At 63.6% G+C, this 22601-nt stretch carries 16 protein-coding genes; 9 read left to right on the top strand and 7 right to left on the bottom strand.

Going from position 1 to position 22601, the window contains the following annotated elements:
• Window positions 1–34: 34 nt before the first annotated feature.
• Window positions 35–1798, top strand: coding sequence for an MOSC domain-containing protein (locus tag P0D80_RS06430; protein ID WP_408282168.1), 1764 nt, complete (start codon window positions 35–37; stop codon window positions 1796–1798).
• Window positions 1799–1863: 65 nt separating this feature from the next.
• Here the strand turns inward: P0D80_RS06430 and P0D80_RS06425 are convergent, their stop codons facing one another.
• Complete coding sequence (locus P0D80_RS06425) at window positions 1864–2448, bottom strand: TMEM175 family protein (RefSeq protein ID WP_408176632.1); 585 nt, start codon at window positions 2446–2448, stop codon at window positions 1864–1866.
• A gap of 191 nt (window positions 2449–2639) precedes the next feature.
• A complete protein-coding gene (locus tag P0D80_RS06420; RefSeq protein WP_408282166.1) occupies window positions 2640–3038 on the bottom strand; it encodes an RcnB family protein in 399 nt (132 codons plus the stop codon).
• A 338-nt stretch (window positions 3039–3376) separates the two neighbouring features.
• Between P0D80_RS06420 and P0D80_RS06415 the strand changes: the two genes are divergently transcribed.
• The 3 genes from P0D80_RS06415 (at window position 3377) to hutH (ending at window position 7290) form a co-directional block, all read left to right on the top strand.
• A complete protein-coding gene (locus P0D80_RS06415) occupies window positions 3377–4273 on the top strand; it encodes a fructose bisphosphate aldolase (protein ID WP_459252755.1) in 897 nt (298 codons plus the stop codon).
• A 324-nt stretch (window positions 4274–4597) separates the two neighbouring features.
• On the top strand, window positions 4598–5518 hold the full coding sequence (locus tag P0D80_RS06410; protein ID WP_408282160.1) for a LysR substrate-binding domain-containing protein: 921 nt from the start codon (window positions 4598–4600) through the stop codon (window positions 5516–5518).
• A gap of 197 nt (window positions 5519–5715) precedes the next feature.
• Window positions 5716–7290: a histidine ammonia-lyase gene (hutH, locus tag P0D80_RS06405; RefSeq protein ID WP_408176626.1), complete on the top strand. Its 1575-nt coding sequence runs from the start codon at window positions 5716–5718 to the stop codon at window positions 7288–7290.
• A 97-nt stretch (window positions 7291–7387) separates the two neighbouring features.
• On the opposite strand, the gene P0D80_RS06400 is transcribed toward hutH, so the two are convergent.
• The 3 genes from P0D80_RS06400 to P0D80_RS06390 all read right to left on the bottom strand — a co-directional run bounded on the left by P0D80_RS06400 (window position 7388) and on the right by P0D80_RS06390 (window position 10251).
• On the bottom strand, window positions 7388–8194 hold the full coding sequence (locus P0D80_RS06400; RefSeq protein WP_408282487.1) for a transporter substrate-binding domain-containing protein: 807 nt from the start codon (window positions 8192–8194) through the stop codon (window positions 7388–7390).
• A gap of 100 nt (window positions 8195–8294) precedes the next feature.
• A complete protein-coding gene (locus P0D80_RS06395) occupies window positions 8295–9269 on the bottom strand; it encodes a PDR/VanB family oxidoreductase (protein ID WP_408282157.1) in 975 nt (324 codons plus the stop codon).
• Window positions 9270–9288: 19 nt separating this feature from the next.
• Window positions 9289–10251, bottom strand: coding sequence for an aromatic ring-hydroxylating dioxygenase subunit alpha (locus tag P0D80_RS06390; RefSeq protein WP_408282485.1), 963 nt, complete (start codon window positions 10249–10251; stop codon window positions 9289–9291).
• Between the two features lie 370 nt (window positions 10252–10621).
• Between P0D80_RS06390 and P0D80_RS06385 the strand changes: the two genes are divergently transcribed.
• The 3 genes from P0D80_RS06385 to P0D80_RS06375 all read left to right on the top strand — a co-directional run bounded on the left by P0D80_RS06385 (window position 10622) and on the right by P0D80_RS06375 (window position 14145).
• On the top strand, window positions 10622–11731 hold the full coding sequence (locus P0D80_RS06385) for an S-(hydroxymethyl)glutathione dehydrogenase/class III alcohol dehydrogenase (protein ID WP_132374385.1): 1110 nt from the start codon (window positions 10622–10624) through the stop codon (window positions 11729–11731).
• A gap of 73 nt (window positions 11732–11804) precedes the next feature.
• Window positions 11805–12380: an S-(hydroxymethyl)glutathione synthase gene (gene gfa, locus P0D80_RS06380; RefSeq protein WP_408176622.1), complete on the top strand. Its 576-nt coding sequence runs from the start codon at window positions 11805–11807 to the stop codon at window positions 12378–12380.
• Window positions 12381–12636: 256 nt separating this feature from the next.
• The gene (locus P0D80_RS06375; protein ID WP_408176621.1) at window positions 12637–14145 is read left to right on the top strand and encodes an MltF family protein; all 1509 of its coding nucleotides are present in this window, start codon (window positions 12637–12639) and stop codon (window positions 14143–14145) included.
• Window positions 14146–14403: 258 nt separating this feature from the next.
• On the opposite strand, the gene P0D80_RS06370 is transcribed toward P0D80_RS06375, so the two are convergent.
• Window positions 14404–17697 (bottom strand): adenylate/guanylate cyclase domain-containing protein, encoded by a 3294-nt coding sequence (locus tag P0D80_RS06370; protein WP_408282152.1) that lies wholly within the window; start codon window positions 17695–17697, stop codon window positions 14404–14406.
• Between the two features lie 265 nt (window positions 17698–17962).
• On the opposite strand from P0D80_RS06370, the gene P0D80_RS06365 reads away from it, so the two are divergent.
• Both P0D80_RS06365 and P0D80_RS06360 read left to right on the top strand, forming a co-directional pair.
• Window positions 17963–20191, top strand: a complete 2229-nt coding sequence (locus tag P0D80_RS06365) for an SLC26A/SulP transporter family protein (protein WP_408282150.1) — start codon at window positions 17963–17965, stop codon at window positions 20189–20191.
• A gap of 395 nt (window positions 20192–20586) precedes the next feature.
• Window positions 20587–20967, top strand: a complete 381-nt coding sequence (locus P0D80_RS06360; protein WP_408282147.1) for a response regulator transcription factor — start codon at window positions 20587–20589, stop codon at window positions 20965–20967.
• A gap of 152 nt (window positions 20968–21119) precedes the next feature.
• Here the strand turns inward: P0D80_RS06360 and P0D80_RS06355 are convergent, their stop codons facing one another.
• Complete coding sequence (locus tag P0D80_RS06355) at window positions 21120–22574, bottom strand: sensor histidine kinase (protein WP_408282144.1); 1455 nt, start codon at window positions 22572–22574, stop codon at window positions 21120–21122.
• Window positions 22575–22601: the final 27 nt, after the last annotated feature.

Below are 22601 nucleotides of genomic sequence, written 5' to 3'. Positions count from 1 at the left end.
GTTGTAGGCGCGCTCTCGTGATTCAGGAGGAAGCATGGCTCGATTGCTCTCGGTGAATGTCGGACTGCCGCGCGACATTGACTGGAAAGGCCGCACGGTCTACACGGGAATCTGGAAGGAGCCGGCGCACGCGCGTTGTTGGGCCGGCCGCCTGAATCTGACCGGCGACGGCCAGGGCGATCTGGCTGGGCACGGCGGCGAGCAGCGAGCCGTGTTCGTCTACCAGATCGAGTCCTATCGCCATTGGCAGGCGCAACTGAAGCGGACCGACTTCGTCTACGGACAGTTCGGCGAGAACTTCACGATCGAAGGCATGCCGGACTCCGACGTGTGCATCGGCGACCGCTATCGGATCGGCACGGCCTTGTTCGAGGTGACGCAACCTCGCGTGACCTGCTATCGCGTCGGCATTCGGACGAACGAGCCCCGCATGCCTGCGTTGCTGACATCCAGCGGACGGCCGGGTTTCTATTTGCGCGTCCTGCAGGAGGGTGCCGTCGGCGCCGGCGACGACATCGTGAAAGTCGGCGAGGCAACAGAGCGCATGAGCGTCGCCGAGATCAATGCGCTCCTGTATTCCCCTCATCATCCGCGCGATCGGCTGGAGCAGGCCTTGCGCATCGAGGCACTATCGCCCGGCTGGCGTGGGTCGTTCGAGGCGTTGTTGCGCGACCAGACGACGGGTGCAGCGAGCGGGAATGCAGGCCTTGCACCCGCCGCTGCCGCGCATCCGGTTGCCCCCGGATTCCGGTCACTCACGGTGACGGCGATTGAACCGGCGTGCGCCGATGTGCTCTCGCTGACGTTGCAAAGCGCGAACGGTCAACCGCTGCAAACGGCGCTGCCCGGTCAGTACGTGGTGTTGCGTCTGCCACGGCCCGCCGACGGCCCGCCACTCTTTCGCAGCTACTCGCTTTCGGGCGAAGCATCGGCCGAGCGCTATCGGATCAGCGTCAAGGTCGAGCCGCATGGGGCAGCGGGAACCTACCTGCAAGCGCACGTCCGTGTAGGCGATGCACTCGATGTCAGTGCGCCACGCGGCAGCTTTGTTCTGCAGCCGGGAGACGGTCCGCTTGTTCTTCTCAGCGCGGGAATCGGCGTGACGCCGGTTCTTGCCATGTTGCACGCGCTGGCCGCGGCGGGCTCGACGCGGCAGGTGTGGTGGCTCCACGGCGCTCGCGATCGGCAGCACCATGCATTCGCGGACGATGCCCGCGCTCTGGTGCACAAACTGACGCACGGGCGCAGCTATGTCTGCTACAGCCGGCCGGATGCGAGCGAGCGCATCGGCGAGAATTTTGATGCGATCGGCCACCTCTCGGGGACGGCACTCGACGAGGCAGGCGTGCCGCAAGGTGCGGATTTCTACCTCTGCGGCCCGACGCGCTTCATGGCGGACATGAAAATGGTGCTCGCCGGGATGAGCGTCGCGCCGGAACGGATTCACGCTGAAATCTTCACCGGTGGTGAGACTTTGACACCGGGCATCGTCGGCACTTCGGCGCGCGCGCCGCACCAGCCGACAGAGGATGCCGACACCGGGCCGCTGGTTTCATTTGCCCGCAGCGGCGTCGCGGCGCACTGGAATGCGGCGCTGTATCCGAACATTCTGGAGCTTGCCGAAGCGTGTGACGTGCCGGTTCGATGGTCGTGTCGAACCGGTGTTTGTCACAACTGTGAAAGCGGACTGGTTTCGGGGGCGGTGAACTATAGTCCCGAGCCGCTCGACATGCCCGCGCAAGGGAACGTGCTTGTCTGCTGTTCCCAGCCGGCTGGTGACGTCGTCATTGATTTGTGAGCACGAACCTGTCCGCCTCTTTCGAGGCGAACAGCCTTTTCACAAACGCTGCCCTTGAAGATCGGTCACGGCCTGAACTCGGAGAGATCCGGCCTCAAGTGGAGCGTCAACGCTACGCATATCAGACCGAAGCCGACGCGCGGGGCGACGATCGCAACCAGCATGGCTGACGTGAACCCCGCAAGGACGATCAGCGATCGGTATCTCGCTGTACGCCGCATACGCGCGGACACCATGCTGGCATCCGCCTGAGTCAATACCTGATGTTCGAAAACGTTGTACGCCGCGTCGATACATATAAACAGACCTGCGTAAAACATCACGGACGACGACGCGAGCTGGGTCGTTGCTACCCACGCGGTCGCAAACGGCAACAGCGAAACCAGGAAGAGATGAACGAAGTTGACCCATATCATTCCCAGCGTCGGCGGACCGACGAACCGCATCAGGTGATGGTGATTGATCCAGATGATCGCGACGAAAAGATAGCTCACCGCGTAGCTGAGGGCGATCGGCCATAGAGGCAACAGTGCCGAGAACGAATGCTCCTCCGGTGCCTTGAGCTCCAGCACCATGATGGTCACGATCACTGCGAAGACGCCGTCTGAAAAAGCAGCTAGACGTTCGGCGGTTGCTTTTGCTTCACGCATGGCGGGCTCCCTGGGATAAGCAAGAAGTCATTTCAACAGCAACGGCCGCGCTCGGACAGTCAAGACAGCATACAAACCAAAACATGCGACATAAGCAGAACCATGGCCGCCAAGGGCGGGCACGGTCCTCATATTCGCAGAACGACCAACGTCCAGCGATTCGGCGGATCGATCGATATCGATCCGGCCGCTTAGTGCCCGGAAAGCAGAACGTTGGCGATGACCCCTGTCGCGATGGCAGCGAGTACGTAGTCCCCGTTCACGCCCACCCACTGATACCCGCGCGGCGGCGCTTGCAGTCCATGCCCGTGCCAGTCGTTGACGACGTAATTATGATCGCGGTACTCCGCCGGAAGCCGCTCGCCCTTGTGCCAGTCGTTATGAGGAATGGGACCACCAGGACCTCCGCGCGACGCGTCGTGCGGAGCAGGCCCGTGACCCTTTCCATGCGGAGCCCCGTGACCTGGGTTTGCCTTGTTGTGCGAAGACTGGCCATTGCCGTGGTCATCGTGGTGCGGCTGCGCGAAAGCGGCCACGGACGTGCCAAGTAACGAAGCGATCAAAAGCGGTGCGATGATTCTCGACTTCATGTCAGTGTCCCAGAGAGAAGGGCGGGAGATCGGTTTAACACGCGGTTTGGTGCGCGAAGGGGCGTCTGACAGACTGGCTATTGAGCGGCCATGGGCCTGCTCCCCAGCCGCGCCGCGTGCGACGGCAAGCCTAGCAAAATGCGATGTAAGTGTATGTTAAATAGTGTTTGGGCGTCACGCGTAATAAAAACGACACAAGCCTCAATAGCCGACGTCGGCGACCGTTTTTTCATCGAGTCCCACATTTGCATTAACATCGTCACACTGAACGTATTGAACGCAACGTGTCGCGACCAGAAATGCTGGTTTGATATTCCACCGTGAAGAGGGAGACGATCGTGGCTGATGAGAAGATGCTGGCGCAAGTTTGTGAGAAACAGGGATTTTTTGCCGCCCTGGACCAGAGCGGCGGATCGACCCCTGGCGCATTGCGGCTTTATGGCATTCCGGAGAGCGCCTACAGCAATGACGCCGAGATGTTCAAGCTGATACACGAGATGCGCGTGCGCATCATCACGGCACCCGCCTTTACGGGGGAGAAGATCATCGGGGCCATCCTGTTCGAAGCGACCATGGACGGACAGGCGCAGGGGAAACCCGTTCCGACCTTCCTGTGGGAGGAGCGCGGCGTCGTGCCGTTCCTGAAGGTCGATAAGGGCCTGGCAGCCGAAGCCGACGGTGTCCAGTTGATGAAGCCGATTCCCGGCCTGGACGATCTGCTTGCCAGGGCCGCGAAGCTCGGTATCTGCGGCACCAAGATGCGCTCGGTCATCAACCTGAATTCGCCAGCCGGGATCGCTGCGATTGCCAGGCAACAGTTCGAGCTGGCCGCTCAGATCGACGCGCACGGTCTCATGCCGATCCTCGAGCCCGAGATTTCGATCAAGAGTCCGGACAAGCCGGGGGCGGAAGCCACCCTCCTCGCGGAACTGACCAAAGGTCTCGATGCGTTGCCGGATAGCCGTCAAGTGATGCTCAAGCTGACCATACCGGACGTAGCGGACTTCTATCGTCCGCTGATCGAGCACCCGCGTGTCGCACGAGTAGTCGCGCTTTCCGGCGGCTACACGCGAGCCGACGCGTGCAAACGGCTCGCGTCGAATCACGGCATGATCGCCAGCTTCTCACGGGCTTTGATCAACGAGCTCAAGGCATCGATGAGCGACAGTGAATTCAACATGACGCTCGAGAAATCCGTCGACGAGATCTATCAAGCCTCCGTCGTCAAGGTTTGAAGCGGCTTTCAGGAGACGGCGCCTGGCGAATCGAGGCCCTGGTTCGCCGAACGTGAACGGGCTGCTTTGTCCGGCCTCATGGCCGGACAAAGCGCGCGGCCTGATGCTCCTCGAATTCTTCCTCGCACATTCGCGTAAGGCGCGACATGGCCTAAGCACCGCTATCGATCCAACTTCGGCCTCTCGCCGCGACACGGCGAACGCTGCATCCTGCTTATTTTGGCGAGCAGCTTCGGACCGTCTTTTTACACTAATATCGGGGCGCTGGCGTCCGCTCCGAATGGCCAGCGTGCCGCCAGTTCCGGAACCCCGAAGATGAACCGTTTGCCGCCGCTGCGCGCCCTCCAGGCATTCGATGCCGTGGTTCGCAACAAGAATGTCGTCGCCGCCGCCGAATCACTGCACGTGACGCCCGGAGCAGTCAGTCAACAGATCCGCCAGCTCGAAGAATTCCTCGGCGTCGCGCTGTTCGACCGCGAAAGCACCGGCCTGCGCCCCACCGCGCTCGGCCACCTCTACCACGAGCACGTGGCCCGCGGCTTCGAATGCTTTCATGCCGCGCACACGGCCCTGGAAGCGGCGCAGCATGGTCCTCACCTGACACTCAGCACGTTCCCTTCGGTTGCAACGCATTGGTTTGCGTCGCGGCTGGATAAGTGGCACACGCTATCACCCGGCGTGCGCGTCCACGTGGATGCCACGGATCGCGAGCCGAAGCGCGGCGAAAGCAATTGGGATGTCCGTATGACGTACGGAACGCCGCCCGCGGACGGAGCCCACCACCGCCTGCTGTTCACCGACCGGGTGACACCGGTGTGCTCGCCGTCACTGCTGCGGGCGGACCAGCCGATCGAGCAGCCCGCGGATTTGCTGCACTACCCGCTTGTCCATGTCGAGTGGGGCTGGAACGAGAGGTCGCCGCCGACCTGGGGCGACTGGTTGCGCGCGGCCGGCGTCCCCGTGCCAGACACACTTGCTCCGTTGACCTACTCGCTTTCGGGCATGGCCGTCGATGCGACGCTACGCGGCAGAGGCGTGTCGCTCGGTCAGGGACTTTTCACCGCCGATAGCCTGACGCAGGGACTGCTGATCGCACCCTTCAGGATCTCGCTGCCCATGCCGTATCCGTACTACCTGGTGTGGCAACCCGGCGCGCTCGAGGCGCCGGACGCACGGCAATTCCTCGACTGGCTGACCGAGGAAGCCGCACAGACGCAACGCGACATCAACGCGATATTTGGTTGATCCTTCGTCATTACGGACCCCGGGCGCACCGCTCGTGTTTTAGAAAAACTATAGAGACTCCGCAGATTAAATGGTTTGTCGGCGTCTATGCGCCACCCTATGCTCGAAAGCGAATCCATGCGCATCAGCCATCGCCGTTTGCCGCTGCGTGCCTGCCGCATGGTTTCAGCTAACCAGCCAAATCATAGGGATCACGCATGAACATGAACACAGGGCACGATAGCCTGCGGGCTCGTCCAAAGCACATTAGTGAAGTGCTGCTCGGCGATGACGACATATCGATCGAGGAATTTATCGCGGTCGCAAAACATGGCGCGAAGGTCCGCTTCTCGCAGAAATATTGCGAGCGCGTGTCGCGCTCGCGCATGCTGGTCGAACGGTTTCTCGAGGAAAATCGCCTCGTCTACGGCGTCACTACCGGATTCGGCGACAACTCCACCCGCGTGATCCGGCCAGAAGAGGCCGAGGACCTGCAACGCAATATCGTGCGCTCGCACGCGGTCTCGGTGGGCGCCCCGCTGCCGCGCGAGGTCGTCCGCGCGACTCAGCTCATGATCCTGAACAGCCTTGGAAAAGGCTATTCCGGTGTCACGCTCGACTTACTGCAGCAGATTGCGGAATTGCTCAATCACGGCATCACGCCGGTAGCGCCTGGTGACGGGTCGGTCGGCTACCTCGGACCCGAAGCGCACATGGCCCTCGTGCTGATTGGCGAAGGCGAGGCGACCTATGGCGGTGAACGGATGAGCGGTCTGGAAGCGCTGCAGAAAGCCGGCCTGAAACCTCATACCCTGCGTTGCAAGGAGGGGCTCGCGCTGGTCAACGGCACGACCTCGGTGACCGCAATCGGCATGCTCGCGCTGCATAACGCGCTGGAAGCGTCCAAGGTCGCCGACATTGCCGCTGCCATGTCCCTGCAGCCGCTCAAGGGCACAACACGCTCGCTCGACGCGCGCTACCACTCGGTCAAGAAACACCGGGACCAGTCCAACGCGGCCGACAATCTGCGACGAATTCTCGCCGGCAGCGCATTGACCGAACGCTTTGTCGATTACCGCTTGCAGGATACCTACAGTCTGCGAGCCATGGCGCAAGTCCACGGTGCCTCGAAGCGAGCCATCAATGATGCGCGCGAAGCCATTCTCGACGAGGTCGGTTCTTGCGGCGACAACCCCGTCATCTATCCCCACGAAGGCGACGGCCTCGCCATTTCAGGCGCGAATTTCGATGGCACGTTCGTTGGCATCGCGAGCGACCTCCTCTGCATCGCGATGACCAATCTCGCCAAAATCTCCGAACGCCGGACCGACCGGCTGGTGAACCCGCACTTCAGCGAACTGCCGGCGTTCCTCGCGCCGCGCCCCGGTCTGAATAGCGGCTACATGATCGTTCAGTACACCGCCGCGGGCCTGCTCGGAGAAATGCGTATCCTGTCTCATCCTGCAAGCGTGGATAGCGTCTCGACGAGCGGCAATCAGGAAGACCCCGTGAGCTTTGCGTATCTTGCCGCACGCAAGGCTTACGAGACGTCGCAGAAACTCCAGCATGTGCTCGCGATCGAACTGATGGTGGCAACCCAGGCTCTGGATTTCTTCGACCCGGCAGACGCCTCGCCTGCCACGGCAGCGGTCTACGCCCGGATCAGGCAGAAGGTGCCCAAGGTGGAGGACGATCGCTTCTTCCACCCGGACATGGTGCACATTCACGAACTGGTCACGCAGGGCGATCTGCTGAGCGTCGTCGAGAACATCACCGGCGCGCTGCACGAATAACTGCTCCACTAATGGCAAATGAGCCGTCGATTCCAGGGATATCGACGGCTCGTTAAAATCAGTATAGCTAAACTACGTATCGACCATAAATTCAGCTTCAGGGCGTGACGTCCGTTTTGAACCACTTCTGACTGAGCGTGTGCACCGTCCCGTCGGCAAGCGCCGCGGCAATTGCCTGATCGAACATGGCTTTCAGGTCCGTGTCGGCTTTGCGCAAACCGAGCGCTTCACCGTCCCCCCAGATTGGACCGCCGATCTTCGGACCGGTGAATCCCAACGTCGCGTTGGCGGGTTTCGACAAGGCGGACGCATAGTAGGATGCGTCGTCGAACGCCACGTCGATACGTCCCGCGATCAGATCGATGTCGTGTTCCGGAGCGTTCTTGTATTCGCGAATGCTCGCAATATCCTTGAAGTTCTCGTTGATGAATTTGCTATAGACCGTCCCCGTGACGATCCCGATCGATTTGCCCTTCAAGCTGACGCGCAGCAGGTCGACGGCCGGCTTGTCGGCTGCCGGATTACCGGTCAGCTTGATGGGTATGGCGCCCGGCGGCAGCTTCGGCAGCACGCCCGACCCGACCGAGACAAAAGCGGCTGGCGTATTTGCATATGGCTTTGAAAAGGTGATCGCCTTCTTACGCTCGTCACTGATCGACAGGGCATCCATGATCACGTCGAATTTGCCGGAGTTCAACCCGGGAATCAACCCGTCCCAGTCTTGCGCGATCAGTTTGCACTGGACGCGCATACGCGTGCAGAGATTTTTCGCAAGCTCCGGTTCGAACCCATCCAGCGTGCCGTCCGGACGTGTCAGATTCCACGGTTCATAGCTGCCCTCGAGGGCAATGGTGACGGTCTTCCACTCCTTCGCGTAGCTGGTTGAAGAAAACGCGACGGCCATGACGGACGCCGCGCAAGCCACTGCCTTTACAACGTCCCGACGACTGAGGTTCATTTGAAGTCTCCCTGCCTATGGATTTGAATGCAAATACCCGTGCCGCTCACGCCAACTCGTCAAGCACCAACACGGATGAATTCGACCTCGATACGCACGGCAGGAAGCACGTCCCGGCCGCGCGTTCGTCATCGGTCAGATAGGTGTCGCGATGATCGGGCTCGCCCGCGAGAACGCGCATCATGCAAGTCCCGCACACGCCCACTTCGCACGACGATGGCAGGTCGAATCCCGCCTCGCGCAGAGACGCCAGCACGGTCTTGCCTGGCGGGACGGGTATTGCGTCGCTCCTGCCTTCGAGCCGTACCGAAAACTCGCGTTCGTCGCCGGCAACCGGCACCGCAGGGCCGAACGACTCCTGATGCACGAACGATTCGCCCAGCATGTCGCGGGCAAGGCCTACCGTCATCTCCATGAAGGCGGGCGGTCCGCAAACATAGAGATGCGTGTTGGGCAACGCGGCCGACAGCAGACCGGCAATACACTCGCGAGTCGCGGCTGGCGAGAGGCCGACGTGGATACGCGCGTGGTCCGCAAGCGGTGGTCGTCCGAACTCCGTACGGAATACGGCAGACGCGTCGCTGCGAGCAAAATAGGCGAGCGTGTACCGCTTTTGCGATGTCGCGAGCGCGTAGGCCATCGAGAGAATCGGCGTGACGCCGATTCCGCCGGCAATCAAAAGGTGCTGATCTGCCGTGTCGCTCAAGGCAAACGCGTTGCGCGGCGTCCCGATCCGCATGCGCGTGCCGACCTGCGCGGCGCTATGCAGCCATGCGGATCCGCCGCGGGACGCGGGTTCGCGTTTGACGGCGATGCGGTACTCCGGTGCGCTGGCGTCGGCGCCGCACAACGAGTACTGGCGCACCCGTCCATTCGGAAGATGAACGTCGATATGCGAGCCGGGCGCGTACGCCGGCAACGCCGCACTGTCTGTACGGGCTAGCCGGAACACACGGATGTCGTCAGCCGCCGCGTTGACGTCAATGATGCGCACTTCAATCGTATCTGTACTGGCGCTCATCGCAGTATCTCCGGGCATGTCACGACGTGACCTGTTGCGGCGCATGTTCGGCTTCGATCATCTTTTGCAGCATGCGGCGAAAACGCAGCGGCGCAGCGTCGGTTTCAATGTCCGTATTAGGCGTTCGCTTGTTCGTCATGCCGTCATCGACCGCGGACAGCACGACCAGATCCTCATTGAAGGCGCTGATGAAATCGTCGGTGAGCGCGCGGTCTGTCGCTGCGCAATCAGGCCGGAAGTTGCGCACCTGAAACCAGAAGTAGCGACAGGTATGCCCGGTCACCGGCGTAACGAAGTTATATGAGTCGAGCAGGAACACGTCCGGATGCAACCGCCCCTGCGGCGCGCCTGAATTCGCCGGTGCAATGATGTCGCGAATAATCGCGTGCGACGGATAGCGCACTTCATAATGCTGCAGCCGGTCGGCATGTCCGGCGAAGCTCACATACGGGCGGAAGAACGGCGCGAGTTCGCAATCCAGCATCCATCGCGAGGCGAGCACGCCGTTGTCGAGGACCGACATCCTGACCGGTACATCCGCGGTGGCAACGTTACCCAGCGAAGTCTTGTGGACATACGTGACGTGAGACGGATCGAGCAGGTTATCCGTCATGTACTGATAGCCGCAGTTGACGTCCATCGCAGGACCGAGATTGACGCCCCACGCCGGATCGTCGTAGTGCGCAACGGTCAGTATTTCGTCCGGATCAGCCAACTCGGGGTTGCCCGTCCAGATCCAGACCAATCCGTAGCGTTCGGCTACCGGATAGCGTCTCACGCAAGCCTTCGGTGGAATCCTCGCAAGACCTGGCGCATGCACGCAAACGCCGTCGGGACCGAACTCCAGTCCGTGATAACCACAGCGCAGGTTGTCGCCCGTCACCTCGCCCATCGAAAGAGGCAGCTTGCGATGCGGGCACGCATCTTCAAGCGCGGTCACCGCATGCTCCGAACCGCGATAGAGTACGACCGGCTCCTCCAGAAGGATTCACCTCACCGGCTTGTCTTCGATCTCGTCGCTCCAGGCAGCGACATACCACGCGTTCCGCAAATACATTCCCTGCCCCCTTTCGTGTTCAATCAATCGTCCAGTGGGCAAAGAATAGGAACAACAGCAGCAGATCATCAAACGATTTGAACTACAGCCGAGGCTTAGTTTTTCTAAAGACTCTCGCGAGGGCACTTCAATTCGCTTCGTGCAACGCTTCCCGGCATGATGCTAAGTACTCTTAATATGTAAGGAGTTTCCCGAGGATTGACCGCTTCCGGATCAAAACCTCTTGCGGCAGATGTTTTAATTGTGCAGACTTGTCTATACAAATTTTGTCGCGCAAGTCACTAAGGGACCAGTCATGAAATCACGTGCTGCAGTTGCATTCGGTCCAGGACAACCCCTGGAAATCGTCGAGATCGATGTTGCGCCGCCGAAGAAAGGCGAAGTGCTGGTAAAGATCTCCCATACGGGCGTATGCCACACGGACGCCTTCACGCTCTCGGGCGACGACCCTGAAGGCCTGTTTCCCTGCGTGCTCGGCCATGAAGGCGCAGGCGTTGTCGTGGAAATCGGCGAAGGCGTCACCTCGGTCCAGCCCGGCGACCACGTGATCCCGCTCTACACCGCTGAGTGCGGCGAATGCCTGTTCTGCAAGTCCGGCAAGACGAACCTGTGCGTCGCCGTACGCGCCACCCAAGGCAAAGGCGTGATGCCGGACGGTACCACCCGCTTCTCCTACAACGGCCAGCCGATCTATCACTACATGGGTTGCTCGACGTTCAGCGAGTACACCGTGGTCGCCGAAGTCTCCCTTGCAAAGATCAATCCGGCTGCGAATCACGAACAGGTCTGCCTGCTGGGTTGCGGCGTCACAACGGGTATCGGCGCCGTGCACAATACCGCGAAGGTGCAGCCTGGCGACAGCGTCGCCGTGTTCGGACTCGGCGGCATAGGGCTCGCTGTCATTCAGGGGGCTCGCCAGGCCAAGGCCGGCCGGATCATCGCGATCGACACAAACCCTTCGAAGTTCGAGCTGGCGAAAGTCTTCGGCGCCACGGATTGCGTGAATCCGAAAGACCATGAAAAGCCGATCCAGCAGGTCATCGTCGAGATGACCGGTTGGGGCGTCGACCATTCATTCGAATGCATCGGCAACGTCAATATCATGCGTGCGGCGCTCGAGTGCGCACACCGCGGCTGGGGACAGTCCGTCGTCATAGGTGTTGCGGGGGCCGGTCAGGAAATCTCGACACGCCCGTTCCAACTGGTGACCGGCCGCACATGGAAAGGCACAGCATTTGGTGGCGTGAAGGGCCGCTCACAACTGCCGGGCATGGTGGAAGACGCCATGCGAGGCGATATTCAGCTTGCCCCGTTCGTCACGCACAGATTGCCGCTTGATCAGATTAACGAAGCATTCGATCTGATGCACGACGGCAAATCGATTCGCACGGTGATCAACTACTAGGACACGACTGTGCGCCGTCTTCGGTGCAACTTCATCGCGCCGATTTTCATTCAGAAACATTGGAGGTGACAGAATGAGTACCTTGACAATACACCCGTCAGTGGACGCCGGCGTCAAGAAGGGCACGCCCGGTTTCACCGGCGGCACGCTCCACTGCCAATGCCCGAGCGACAAAGTCGAAGTCCGGGTAGAGAGTAACGTCGCGCACAACCACATTTGCGGCTGTACGAAATGCTGGAAACCGGCTGGCGCAGCTTTCGCAATGATAGGCGTGGTGCCGCGCGACAAGGTCACGGTCACCGCTCATGCCGAGAAGCTCCAGATCGTCGACGAGAAAGCGGCCATCCAACGTCATGCCTGCAAGGCGTGCGGAGCGCACATGTATGGCCGGATAGAAAACCGTGACCATCCGTTCTACGGTCTCGACTTCATTCACGTCGAACTCTCCGATGAAAGCGGCTGGGAAGAGCCGCGCTTTGCGGCTTTCGTCTCGTCGGTAATCGAAGCTGGCGGCGCGAAACCGGAACAGATGGACGATGTGCGTGCGCGGCTCACTGAGCTCGGACTCCCACCGTACGACGCGCTCAACCCGCCGTTGATGGACGCGATGTCCACGCATATCGCCAAGCGCACTGGCGTGCTGAAGTAGTGCAACTCAGGGCGGCTCGTCCGTACCGATCCGCCCGTCCACAGGATTCGCAATGGAACGGATAGAGTGGCAGCGATGCGGCATATGTGGCAGCCTTTAGCTGTCACGCCCCGCATCCGATGCACGGGCTCAGGGGGCGTGCAACCGCGATCGCCAGTCGAAGCTCCGTAGCGACCTGCTGCGACAGAACCGCGAATACGCCGACGCAAAATGTCATACGTTTTCCCGGCAATCGTTCGCATGGGAAGGGTACGCCATGACGGGACTTCGTTTTCTTGCCGCCCTGCTGGTTGGGATCTCGGTGCTCTCGTCGTCGCCGGCGCGAGCCGAGCCGGGACAGAGTGCGTCCGCTGCCGCCCCCGCATCATCGCCCCCGGCCGCGGTCGCGAAAGCCCGCCGGTTGAACCTCGCGGTCAAACCGTGGACCGGCGACTTCGACGCGATGCTCGAGCGCCGCATGATCCGCTTTCTCGTGCCGTACAGCCGGACGCTGTACTTCGCCGACAAAGGTCAAGAACGCGGTTTGACCGCTGAACTCGCACGAGACTTCGAACGTTACGTCAACACCCGCTACGCCAGCCGGCTTGGCAAACGCCCGGTCACGGTCTTTCTGATTCCGACAACCCGGGACAAACTTCTGACGAACCTGCAGGCCGGTTTGGGCGATATCTCGGCGGGCAACCTGACGGCGACCGATGAACGACGCAAGCTTGTCGACTTTGTTGCGCCGCGTGACCGCAAGCCGGTCCGCGAACTGATCGTGACCGGTCCTCGCGCTCCGGCTATCGCCACGCTGGACGACCTCGCGGGAAAGCAGGTGTATGTACGCAAGGTGACGAGTTACTACGAGAGTCTGACCGCGCTCAACGACCGGTTCAGGAAAGGAGGCAAGCCGGTCATGCAGATCACGCTGCTGCCCGACGCACTAGAAGATGAGGACATACTCGAAATGCTAAATGCGGGGATGCTCGGCATCGTGGTGGTCGACGACTGGAAAGCAAAGATATGGGCCCAGGTTCTGCCCAGAATCAAGGTCAGGGAGGATCTCGTGGTACGCAGCGAAGGCTATGTCGGTTGGGCGATCAGGAAAAACAGCCCGCAGTTGCAGGCTGCGGCGACCGATTTCTATAACGAGTTCGCCAAAAAGCAGGGTGTCATCGACTATCGGCTCGCACAGTTCATGAAGCGTATCAAGCAGGTCACTGATGCTTCAGGTGCTGCGGAGCGCAAGCGTTTCGAAGAAACACTGACCCTCTTCGAGAAGTATGGCAAGCAGTATGGCTTCGATCCTCTGATGCTGGCCGCCCAGGGCTATCAGGAATCGCAGCTGAACCAGTCGGCGCGCAGTCACGTTGGCGCGGTCGGCGTCATGCAGTTGATGCCGGGAACAGGCAAGGAAATGGCAGTCGGAAACATTGGTGTAACCGAATCAAACATCCATGCGGGCACCAAATACATGGATCGGCTGATGACACGCTACTTTCAGGACGCGCACTTCGATGACACCAATCGTGCATTGTTTGCGTTCGCGAGTTATAACGCGGGGGCCGCCAATATTGCCAGGATGCGCGCGGAAGCCACCGCACGTGGGCTGGATCGGGACAAGTGGTTCAATAACGTCGAGATCGTAGTCGCGGAGAAGATCGGCATCGAAACCACGACGTATGTGCGCAACATCTACAAGTATTACGCCGCATACCGCTTGATCGTCGATGCGCAGCAAACGCGCGACAAGGCGATTCGCAACATGCGTCCCGGCGGTTGATCGTTGCCGGTGCGCAGCCGACGTCCGAATGCTCGATGGCCTTGCGCGCGAATGACGTACATGGCCGCGTCTTGACCATCCAGGTCGCCGACATATGTTGCGCTGATGCCGAGCGTGGCCGTCACTTCTCGCAAGGTCGCAACGCCAGGCCTGAAGTTCTACATCTGCTCAGGCCTCACTTCGACCCCGGCCGACATGCAACCGCGCGGACTCGATCGGCCGGACGGATAGACACGCGGCGCTGGCGTGACGCTCGCCTCAAGCGGCGAGCGCGGCATCGACCGCGGCAACGTAGTGCCGAAAGCCAGCCTGCAGCAGCTCGATTCGCACGCGCCCGAGCTCGCTTCGCACGGCTTCGTCCGCGTGCTCCCGCAGGGTGCGCGCGAGCACGCGGCCGCGCGCCGCGAACAGCTCGGCCCAAGGCAGCGGTTCGCGGCGCGTGTAGTCCTCTAATGCCGTCACGTAGAGCAGCACGCCGGCCGGATCGCGGGCCGACAGCATCGCTTCGATGGCGTCGCGGTAGAACCAGAGGTGGTTGTGGCCGACCGCGCCGAGGCGCAGGAGATTCTCGCCTTCCACCAGCAGCCGCGCACGCTCGTCGTTCTCGTCGACCGCGCGGGCAAGAGCGCCCAGGACCTTCGGCCCGCAGAACTGCGTGCCGACTTCGCGCGAGATCGCGAGCGCCTCGCGAAGCGCTTTCACCGCTTCGCCGCGGCATCCATCGTCCAGCCATACGCGTGCCTGCATCTCCAGGTTCTGCGCTTCGAATCGGCGCGCGCCTAACTGCCGGATCACCCGCATTTCCTGCTCCAGATGAACCCGCGCAGCCTGCACATCGCCTAGCTCGTAACAGGCGAATACGCCGAGCGTCTCGCCCAGCAATTGCGCGCGCGGCTGCCCGATCAGCTCGGCGGCGCGCGCGGCGGCAACGGCGTCTTCGCACGCCTGCCGCGCGTCGTTCAGATAGATGCGGCTGAAGCCCTGCATCGAACGGTTGGCGACTTCGATGCGGCCGAACCCATGCTCGCGGCTCAACGCCACGCAATCGCTGAAATGGCGGAACGCGGTCTGCATCCGCCCCTGCGCGTACGCGGCATCGGCGAGGCCGCCGAGCGCGCGGGCCTCCGCCTCCGGCAGGCCGAGGCGCCGCGCATAGGCGAGCCCGCGTTCGTGCTCGGCGCTGCAGGCATCGATCTTCCCGAGCGGAAAGAGGATGTTGCCGCGCAGATGGTGAAGGCTCGCGAGTTCGGCCACCCGGTCGTCGCGCTCCGCGATCCGCTGCGCGGCCGCGAGCAGGTCTAGCGCTTCGTCGAGACCTTCGCTCACGCGCAGGCCTTCCGCAAGCCCGAGCTGACAGCGGCACAGACTCGCGTCGTCGGGGGCGGCCGCCAGCGCCGCGCGATAGGTAGCGGTCGATCCCGCGATGTCGCCGAGGTCGCGCTGGAGCTCGCCCTTGCAACAGCTCAGGGCGTGCCGGTCCGCATCTGTCTGCGCGATCTCGAGGCCCCGCTCGGCGAGGCGCAGCGCGGCCTCGACCAGGTGGGCCGTGCGCTGCGCGCCCGCGGCCGCCAGATAGGCCCGCGGCGCGTGTTCGTCCTCGGCGCGGTCGAGATGCTGGGCGTGCAGCGTGGAGTCGCCGTGCGCGAACCAGTCGGCCGCGCAGCGGTGCAACTCGCGCCGGCGCGCGCGCAGCAGCGTCGAGTACGCGCTCTCCTGAATCAGCGCATGGGCGAACAGGAAGTCCTCGCCCTCCGGCAGGACGAGCGCATTGGCGAGCAGGCCGTCGCAGACGTAGCCGGGATCGTCGATGAGCCGCCGCAGCAACGCGATGTCGAAACGCTGGCCGATCACGGCGGCCGCCTGGAAGGCCAGGCGGTCGTGTGACGCGAGCCGGTCCATCCGCGCGAGCACGAGGCTGCGGATCGAGGCGGGCACGGCGCTGCCGCCGCCCTCCTCCGCGTTGCGCAACAGCTGCTCGAGGAACAGCGGGTTGCCGCCCGCGCGCTCGATGCAGGCGCGCGCGACACGCTGCGTCGCGTCGATGAAGTTGCCCGCGAGGCTCAGGGCCTCGTCCTTTCGCAGCGGTCCGAGATCGATCGTCGCGAACGGGGTGTCCCGGCAGCGCGCGCGCCACGCCGCATCGATCGGATCGCCTTCCACGCGCGAGGTCGTCACGAGGAGGCCCGGGCCGTTTGCGATGCCCGACGCGAAGGCCGCGAAATAGTCGAGCACTTCGGGGTCAGCCCAATGCAGGTCTTCGACGACGATCAGCGTCGCCGCCTGCCTGCACGCGTCCTCGGTCAGTCTTGCGGCGAGCGCCTGCTTGCCGCGCTTGCGCGCGCCGTGGTCCATCGCGTCGTAGAGGGCTCGCCATTCGCCCGCGAGCGGGAGATCGAGGAGATCGTGGAGAAACGCGAGCTGCTCGGCCTTGACGACGCCCTCAGCGGCGAGACGCGCGGCGGCGGCCTGGCGCGCGTCGCTCGATGCGCCGGCCGGCAGGCCGAGCAGGCTGCCGACGATCGCGTGCACGGGGTCCTGCCCCTTGCCCACGCCGAAGTCGAGCACGAGGCCCCGATGGATCGCGAAGCCCTGCGACTGCGCGTAGCGGCGCATCTCGTCGACGAGACGCGTCTTGCCGATGCCCGCTTCGCCGCGCACCAGGACCACGTGGCCGGCCCGCCTCGCGATGCACGCGTGGACGATACCGTGAAACTGTTCGAGCTCCGCCTGGCGTCCGACGAAAAGGCTCTGGCTCGCCTTCGCCGATTCGCTCGCGATGGCGCGCAGCCGCCATGCCCGCACCGGCGTATCGATGCCCTTGAACCGCTGCTCACCGATCGCGTCGCAGACAACGGCATCGCCGAGCGCGCGCGCCACGTCATCGGAAAGCCAGGTCTCACCGGCCGCCGCCGCGGTCTGGAGCCGTGCGGCCAGGTTCACCGGATTGCCGGTCACGGTGTAGTCCCGCGCGTCGACGCAGCCTAGCGCGCCCGCGACCACCTCGCCGCTCGCAATGCCGACATGTGCCTGCAACGTCCGCCCCGCTTGCGCGCTCAACTGGGTCAACGCGTCATGGATGTCGAGCGCCGCGCGGGCCGCGCGCAGCGTGTCCGTCTCGTGCGCGCGGGGAGCGCCGAACAGCGCCATCACCGCATCGCCGATGTGCCTGTCGGTCGTGCCGCCATAGGCGAGCACGATGCCGTCGACGAGCGCCGTGTAGCGGCCGATCAGCGCGCGCAGTTCCTCCGGATCGAGCGTGCGCGACAGCGCCGTGAAGCCGCAGAGATCGGCAAAGAGGATCGTGACCTGCCTGCGTTCGTCCGCGGGGGTGTCCACGGCGAAGGGCGCCCGCGCCGCCGGCTGGCCCGCGGTCGCCGAGTCCCGCGCGGCGGCGGCGAGGATGCGTTTGCGGTGGCCGAGCGACTGCACCCCGAGCTCCTTCAGGTCGCCATCGGTCAGCTGCGCGAGCAGCGACAGATCGATGTCGTTTGCCGCGAACGCTAGCGCGTACTGCTCAAGTCCCAGGACGTGCAGCCATTGCTCGATATCCATGTTCGCCGCCTGCATCCAATGCCGGGCGGCGCGCGCCGCTCTGCCGCCCGGGTCCGCTTCCGGTTCCTTCCCATGGGCTCAAAGCGCAGACGAAAAGCGCGCGCCGCTTGCCGATGCGAATGGCCCCGAGCCTGTCGGGGATCGTGCCGATGAATACCCAGTGTAGGCGTCCGCCACGGCCCGCGTATGCGTTTGACAGGCTTTCGATCGAGGACGGATACTGGACGGCTCCCTATCGCCCCTCCGCATTCCACCGGGAATTCACGTGAAGCCGGGCAAGACCGTTTCCGTCTCCGACGTCCCGCCACGCTCGCGCCTCGCGGGGCTGCCCGGCGATCTGGCGGCCGGGGCGGTATCGGCGCTCGTCATGCTGTGCTACGCGATGAGCCTCGGCACGATGATCTTCAGCGCCGATCTCGCCCGCTACGCGATGCTCGGCGTGCCCACCGCGCTCGTCAGCTGTGTCGTCACGGCGCTCGTGATTTCCCTGACGAGCTCGATGCGCCTGAACATCGGCGGCCCCGACAGCAATGCGGCGGCGTTTCTCGCGGGTGTGGCGGCAGGCGTCGCGAGCAGCGTGCGCGCGGACGGCGGCTCCCCGCAGACCCTCCTGCTGACCGTGCTGATCGCGATCGCGCTCTGTTCACTCGTGACCGGCATCGTGCTCTACGCGATTGGTTCGTCGAAGCGCAGCCGCTCGCTGCAGTTCCTGCCTTACCCGGTCCTCGGCGGATTCCTCGCCGGCACGGGCTATCTGCTCCTCGCCGGCGCGTTCCGCGTGCTGACGGGCGAGTCCCTGCAATGGCTGACGCTCGTGCTGTTGACGCATCTTCACTGGCTCGCGTGGATCCCCGCGCTTGTCGTAGGGGTGCTGGCCACCATCCTGATGCGCACCTGGAAGCACGTCGCGGCGCTGCCGCTTACGCTCGCCTTCGGGATCGTCCTCTTCTACGTCCTGCTGCGCGCCGCGGGCCTGTCGATCGACGAAGCGCGCGGCATGGGGCTGCTGCTGCCGCGCGTGGCGCTGCGGCTCTCGGGGTTTCCGGAGCTGCACCTGACAGCGCAGCTCGCGCAGGGTGGCATCGACTGGTCGGCGATCGCCGCACATCTTCCGGAGACCCTCATCGTCACGTCGGTCTCGGCTGTCACCATCCTGATGAATTCGACGGCAATCGGCGCAGCGACGGGCGAGGAAGTCGATCTCAATCGCGAGATGCGGGCCGCGGGCCTCGCCAATCTCGCGAGCGGGCTTCTGGGCGGAATGGTCGGCTACCAGTCGTTCAATCGCTCGATGCTCAACGCGCGCGTTGGCGCGACGAGCCGGATGGCGGGCGTGTTCGCGTCGCTCGCGTGCCTCGTCGTGCTTGCCGCGTCGCCCGGTCTCGTCGCGCTCTTTCCCGTGCCGGTGCTCGTCGGCCTCCAGCTTTTCATGGGGCTGCGCCTCCTCGTGCAGTGGCTTGTCGGCGCCTATGCGAAGCTCAATTGGTACGAGTACCTGCTCGTGCCCGTCATACTCGGCACGATCGCGGCCTGGGGCGTGATCATCGGCGTGGTCGCAGGCGTCGTCGCCGCCTGCGTGATGTTCACGCTGCTCTACGGGCGGGTTAGTTGCATACGCATGGAATTCGACCTGCTCACCCGGACATCGAATGTCGAGCGCAACATCGAGGAGACCGAATCGCTGTGCGGGCTCGGCGCACAGGTGTGCGGAATGTGCCTGCAAGGGTTTCTCTTCTTCGGCACGGCCAACTCGATTCTCCACCGCATACGCGAGCGGCTCGCCGCGCGCGAACCGGCGTCGGTCCGATTCGTCGTGCTCGACTTCGCGTCGACCCAAGGCATAGACGCGTCGGTATCGATCAGCTTCGTCAAACTGCGGCAGCTCTGCGCGGCGACCCACGCAGACTTGATCTTGACCGCGCTGCCGCCGCACTCGCGCGATCTGCTGACTAAAACCGGCACGCTCAATCTGCGGATTCGTGAATTCGACACGCTCGATGCGGGCCTGGAATGGGTCGAAGACCAACTGCTCGCCTCAAACGCGCTGGCGCCGAAACGCGGTGACGACCTCCACGCGATGCTCGCGCGGCATTTCACGGCCAGCGCGCTGGACACCCTGTCCACCTATCTCGAAGTGCATGAGTTGCTAGCCGGCCAGCCGCTGTTTCGTCGCGGGGAGCCGGGCGACGCACTCTACATCATCGAGCGCGGGCGGGTCGCGGTTTCGCTGCCGCTCGGCAACGGGCGGTCGGTGAGGCTGCGCGCTTCCGGCCCGGGCACGGTCGTCGGCGAAATGGCCGTGTACACGCAGCAGCCGCGCAGCGCGGACGTGTTCGCCGAGGTGCCGACGCGCGTGCGCAGGCTGTCGCTGGCCGCGCTCGTTGCGCTCGAGCAAGACAACCCCGCAGCCGCGCAGCAGTTTCATCGCTTTCTGGTGAAGGTCATCGCGTCGCGGCTCACCCTCGCCACCGAGGCTCTGCGCGCGGCCTACTGAGCGGTGGGCGGGGACGGTGTTCGGGTAATTGCCGTGGCGCTTCGGAGGCGACCGACGCGCGGTCGGCGTGTATAGCGAGGATACGAGAAGCGTGCTTAAGCGGCGAGGAGTCCGCTATCCGATGGTACGTGACGCTTGAATGCCCACCGCCAGACATGATTCTGGCGAAGACGCCGACGGACTGCGCTGCCCGCCCCAGAGCGCCAGACCATCGGCTCAGCAACGGCGCAGAAACCGCGCTTGTCCGGTGACTCCGAAGGCGGTTGCCGCTGTGCCAGTCCATACGTTCGTATCATGGGAATCCGGCCGTCTTGGCACTACGCTTCCTAGTGAAGCGTTCATCCTGGACGCTGGCGCTCTTCGCTATTGAGAACGCCTCACACCAGGCGGTCCCTATGGGTCCTCTCCAGCTTGTTTCGATTGTCGACGACGACGAGTCGGCCCGCCTCGCCACCGAAAGCCTGGTGCACTCGTTGGGGTGGCCGACGCGTACCTTCGATTCGGCCGAGGCATACCTGCAGTCGATGCCGCCGGCGGGCACCGCCGGGACGGGGTGCCTGATTTCCGATGTGCGCATGCCCGGCATGTCGGGCATTGAGATGTTCGAGCACCTGCTCGCGCTCGGCGCTGCGCCGCCGACGCTCCTCATGACAGCCTTTCCCTCCGATGCGCTGCGCGCGCGGGCGGCCGCGACCGGCGCCTTGGCCCTGCTCGAAAAGCCGCCCGACGCCGCCACGCTCGAGCGCCATCTGACGCGTGTGCTCGGCACACCATGATCGAAAACCGTCGCCGTGGTCGCTTGCGTCTCGGGCGGTAAGCGTGACGTGAGGCGTTCGCGAGACTCGTGACGGCGCCTGGTGACGACGTGGCTCTACGCCGCGTGCCCCCTTGAGATGGCCGGCTTCACCCTGCGATCAGACCGCGCTCGCTACGAGCGCAGCACCTCCGTGCTCGCCTGCGCGTTCTTCCTGGTCGGCAGCGTGAAGCGGAAGACGGCGCCGTGCGGCTCGTTCGGCGCGGCTTCGAGCCGTCCGCCGTGCGTCTCGACGATGGACCGGCTGATTGCGAGGCCCATGCCCATGCCCTCGGCCTTCGTCGTATAGAACGACTGGAACAGGCGGTTGAGGTGGCCGGGGTCGATACCGGTGCCCGTGTCGCGTACCTCGACCATGGCGGTGTCCGGGTCGGCCCTGGCTGTGCTGATCGTCAGCTCGCGCGGCCTGCCGTGCACGCCGGTCATCGCTTCGATGGCGTTGACGATCAGGTTCATCAGCACCTGTTGCAACTGCACACGGTCACCCTTGACGAGGCGGACGTCATCCGAAAGATCGTTGCGCAAGCCGACGCCGTTGCGCAGCAATTCGGGGCGCGTCAGCGCCACGACTTCGCCGACAGCTTCGTTGAGATCCCAGTGCTCGATGCGTGGCGGTACCTTCTTGACGAGCGCGCGTACGCGGCTCACCACCTCGCGGGCCCGGTTGGCGTCCTTCTCGATGCGCGTGAGCGCCTGCCGGACTTCCTCGAGCACCGGCGGCCGGGCATCGAGCCAGCGCAGGCCCGCGTTCGCACTCGTGACGACAGCGGCGATCGGCTGATTGACCTCATGGGCGATCGACGCGGTCATTTCGCCGACCACCAGGACGCGGTTCAGTCGCGCGAGATCGGACTGTGCCTGCTGCAGCGCCTCCTCCATCCGCTTGCGTTCGCTGATGTCGATGTTGGTCTCCAGGATCAGCGCGGGTTGTGCTGCATTGTCGCGCTGGAGCGACCAGCGGCTCGTTACGACGACGGACGTGCCGTCCGCCTTGCGGTTGATGAGCTCGCCCTCCCAGCGGCCTTCGCGCAGCAGCCTGGTCATGATCTGCTCGAGCGGCGTGACGAACGTCGTTTGCAGGAGCGTGGGCGCGACAGCGCCGAGCGCCTCGGCGCCCTTGAATCCATACAACTCCTCGGCGCCGCGATTCCAGTAAAGGATCTTGCCGTCCATGTCGCGCGAGAAGATGGGGTCGTGCGTCAGGTCGAGGAGATTCGCCTGATTGCGCAGCGTCGATACCGTTTGCTGCGCGTGCAAGGCCAGGGCCGTCACGAGGCCGATCGTCACGATGCTGATGAACTCGTTGATGAGTGTCTCCACGCTCGGGCGGGCGGGCGGCGCGAGCGCCCAGCTCAAGACCGTGAGCGCCACGCAGCCGAGTCCGACAAGCACGACGCTTCGCGGCTTGCAAAAGCGCGCCGCGATCAGCACGACGACCACATAGAGCGTCGCGACGGCGATGTCGAGCAGCGTGGCCGTATCGGCGATGAAGATGACCGCCGCCAACGCGGCGGTCGCGACAGCGAGTGTGACGGTGGTCTTGCGCGGCGAGCGCCTTTCGTCTGTCATCCCGGCTCCAGCTCGATGCGTTTGATC

This window comes from Paraburkholderia sp. RL17-373-BIF-A (assembly GCF_046030175.1).
Taxonomy (GTDB): Bacteria; Pseudomonadota; Gammaproteobacteria; order Burkholderiales; family Burkholderiaceae; genus Paraburkholderia.
This window is presented reverse-complemented; position numbering and strand designations above follow the sequence as displayed.

What these genes read in the sequence shown, in the direction of transcription:
- P0D80_RS06430 (WP_408282168.1), top strand. Translation starts at nt 35, where the DNA reads ATGGCTCGATTGCTCTCGGTGAATGTCGGACTGCCGCGCGACATTGAC.
- P0D80_RS06425 (WP_408176632.1), bottom strand. Translation starts at nt 2,448, where the DNA reads ATGCGTGAAGCAAAAGCAACCGCCGAACGTCTAGCTGCTTTTTCAGAC.
- P0D80_RS06420 (WP_408282166.1), bottom strand. Translation starts at nt 3,038, where the DNA reads ATGAAGTCGAGAATCATCGCACCGCTTTTGATCGCTTCGTTACTTGGC.
- hutH (WP_408176626.1), top strand. Translation starts at nt 5,716, where the DNA reads ATGAACATGAACACAGGGCACGATAGCCTGCGGGCTCGTCCAAAGCAC.
- P0D80_RS06400 (WP_408282487.1), bottom strand. Translation starts at nt 8,194, where the DNA reads ATGGCCGTCGCGTTTTCTTCAACCAGCTACGCGAAGGAGTGGAAGACC.
- P0D80_RS06395 (WP_408282157.1), bottom strand. Translation starts at nt 9,269, where the DNA reads ATGAGCGCCAGTACAGATACGATTGAAGTGCGCATCATTGACGTCAAC.
- P0D80_RS06385 (WP_132374385.1), top strand. Translation starts at nt 10,622, where the DNA reads ATGAAATCACGTGCTGCAGTTGCATTCGGTCCAGGACAACCCCTGGAA.
- gfa (WP_408176622.1), top strand. Translation starts at nt 11,805, where the DNA reads ATGAGTACCTTGACAATACACCCGTCAGTGGACGCCGGCGTCAAGAAG.
- P0D80_RS06375 (WP_408176621.1), top strand. Translation starts at nt 12,637, where the DNA reads ATGACGGGACTTCGTTTTCTTGCCGCCCTGCTGGTTGGGATCTCGGTG.
- P0D80_RS06370 (WP_408282152.1), bottom strand. Translation starts at nt 17,697, where the DNA reads ATGGATATCGAGCAATGGCTGCACGTCCTGGGACTTGAGCAGTACGCG.
- P0D80_RS06360 (WP_408282147.1), top strand. Translation starts at nt 20,587, where the DNA reads ATGGGTCCTCTCCAGCTTGTTTCGATTGTCGACGACGACGAGTCGGCC.
- P0D80_RS06355 (WP_408282144.1), bottom strand. Translation starts at nt 22,574, where the DNA reads ATGACAGACGAAAGGCGCTCGCCGCGCAAGACCACCGTCACACTCGCT.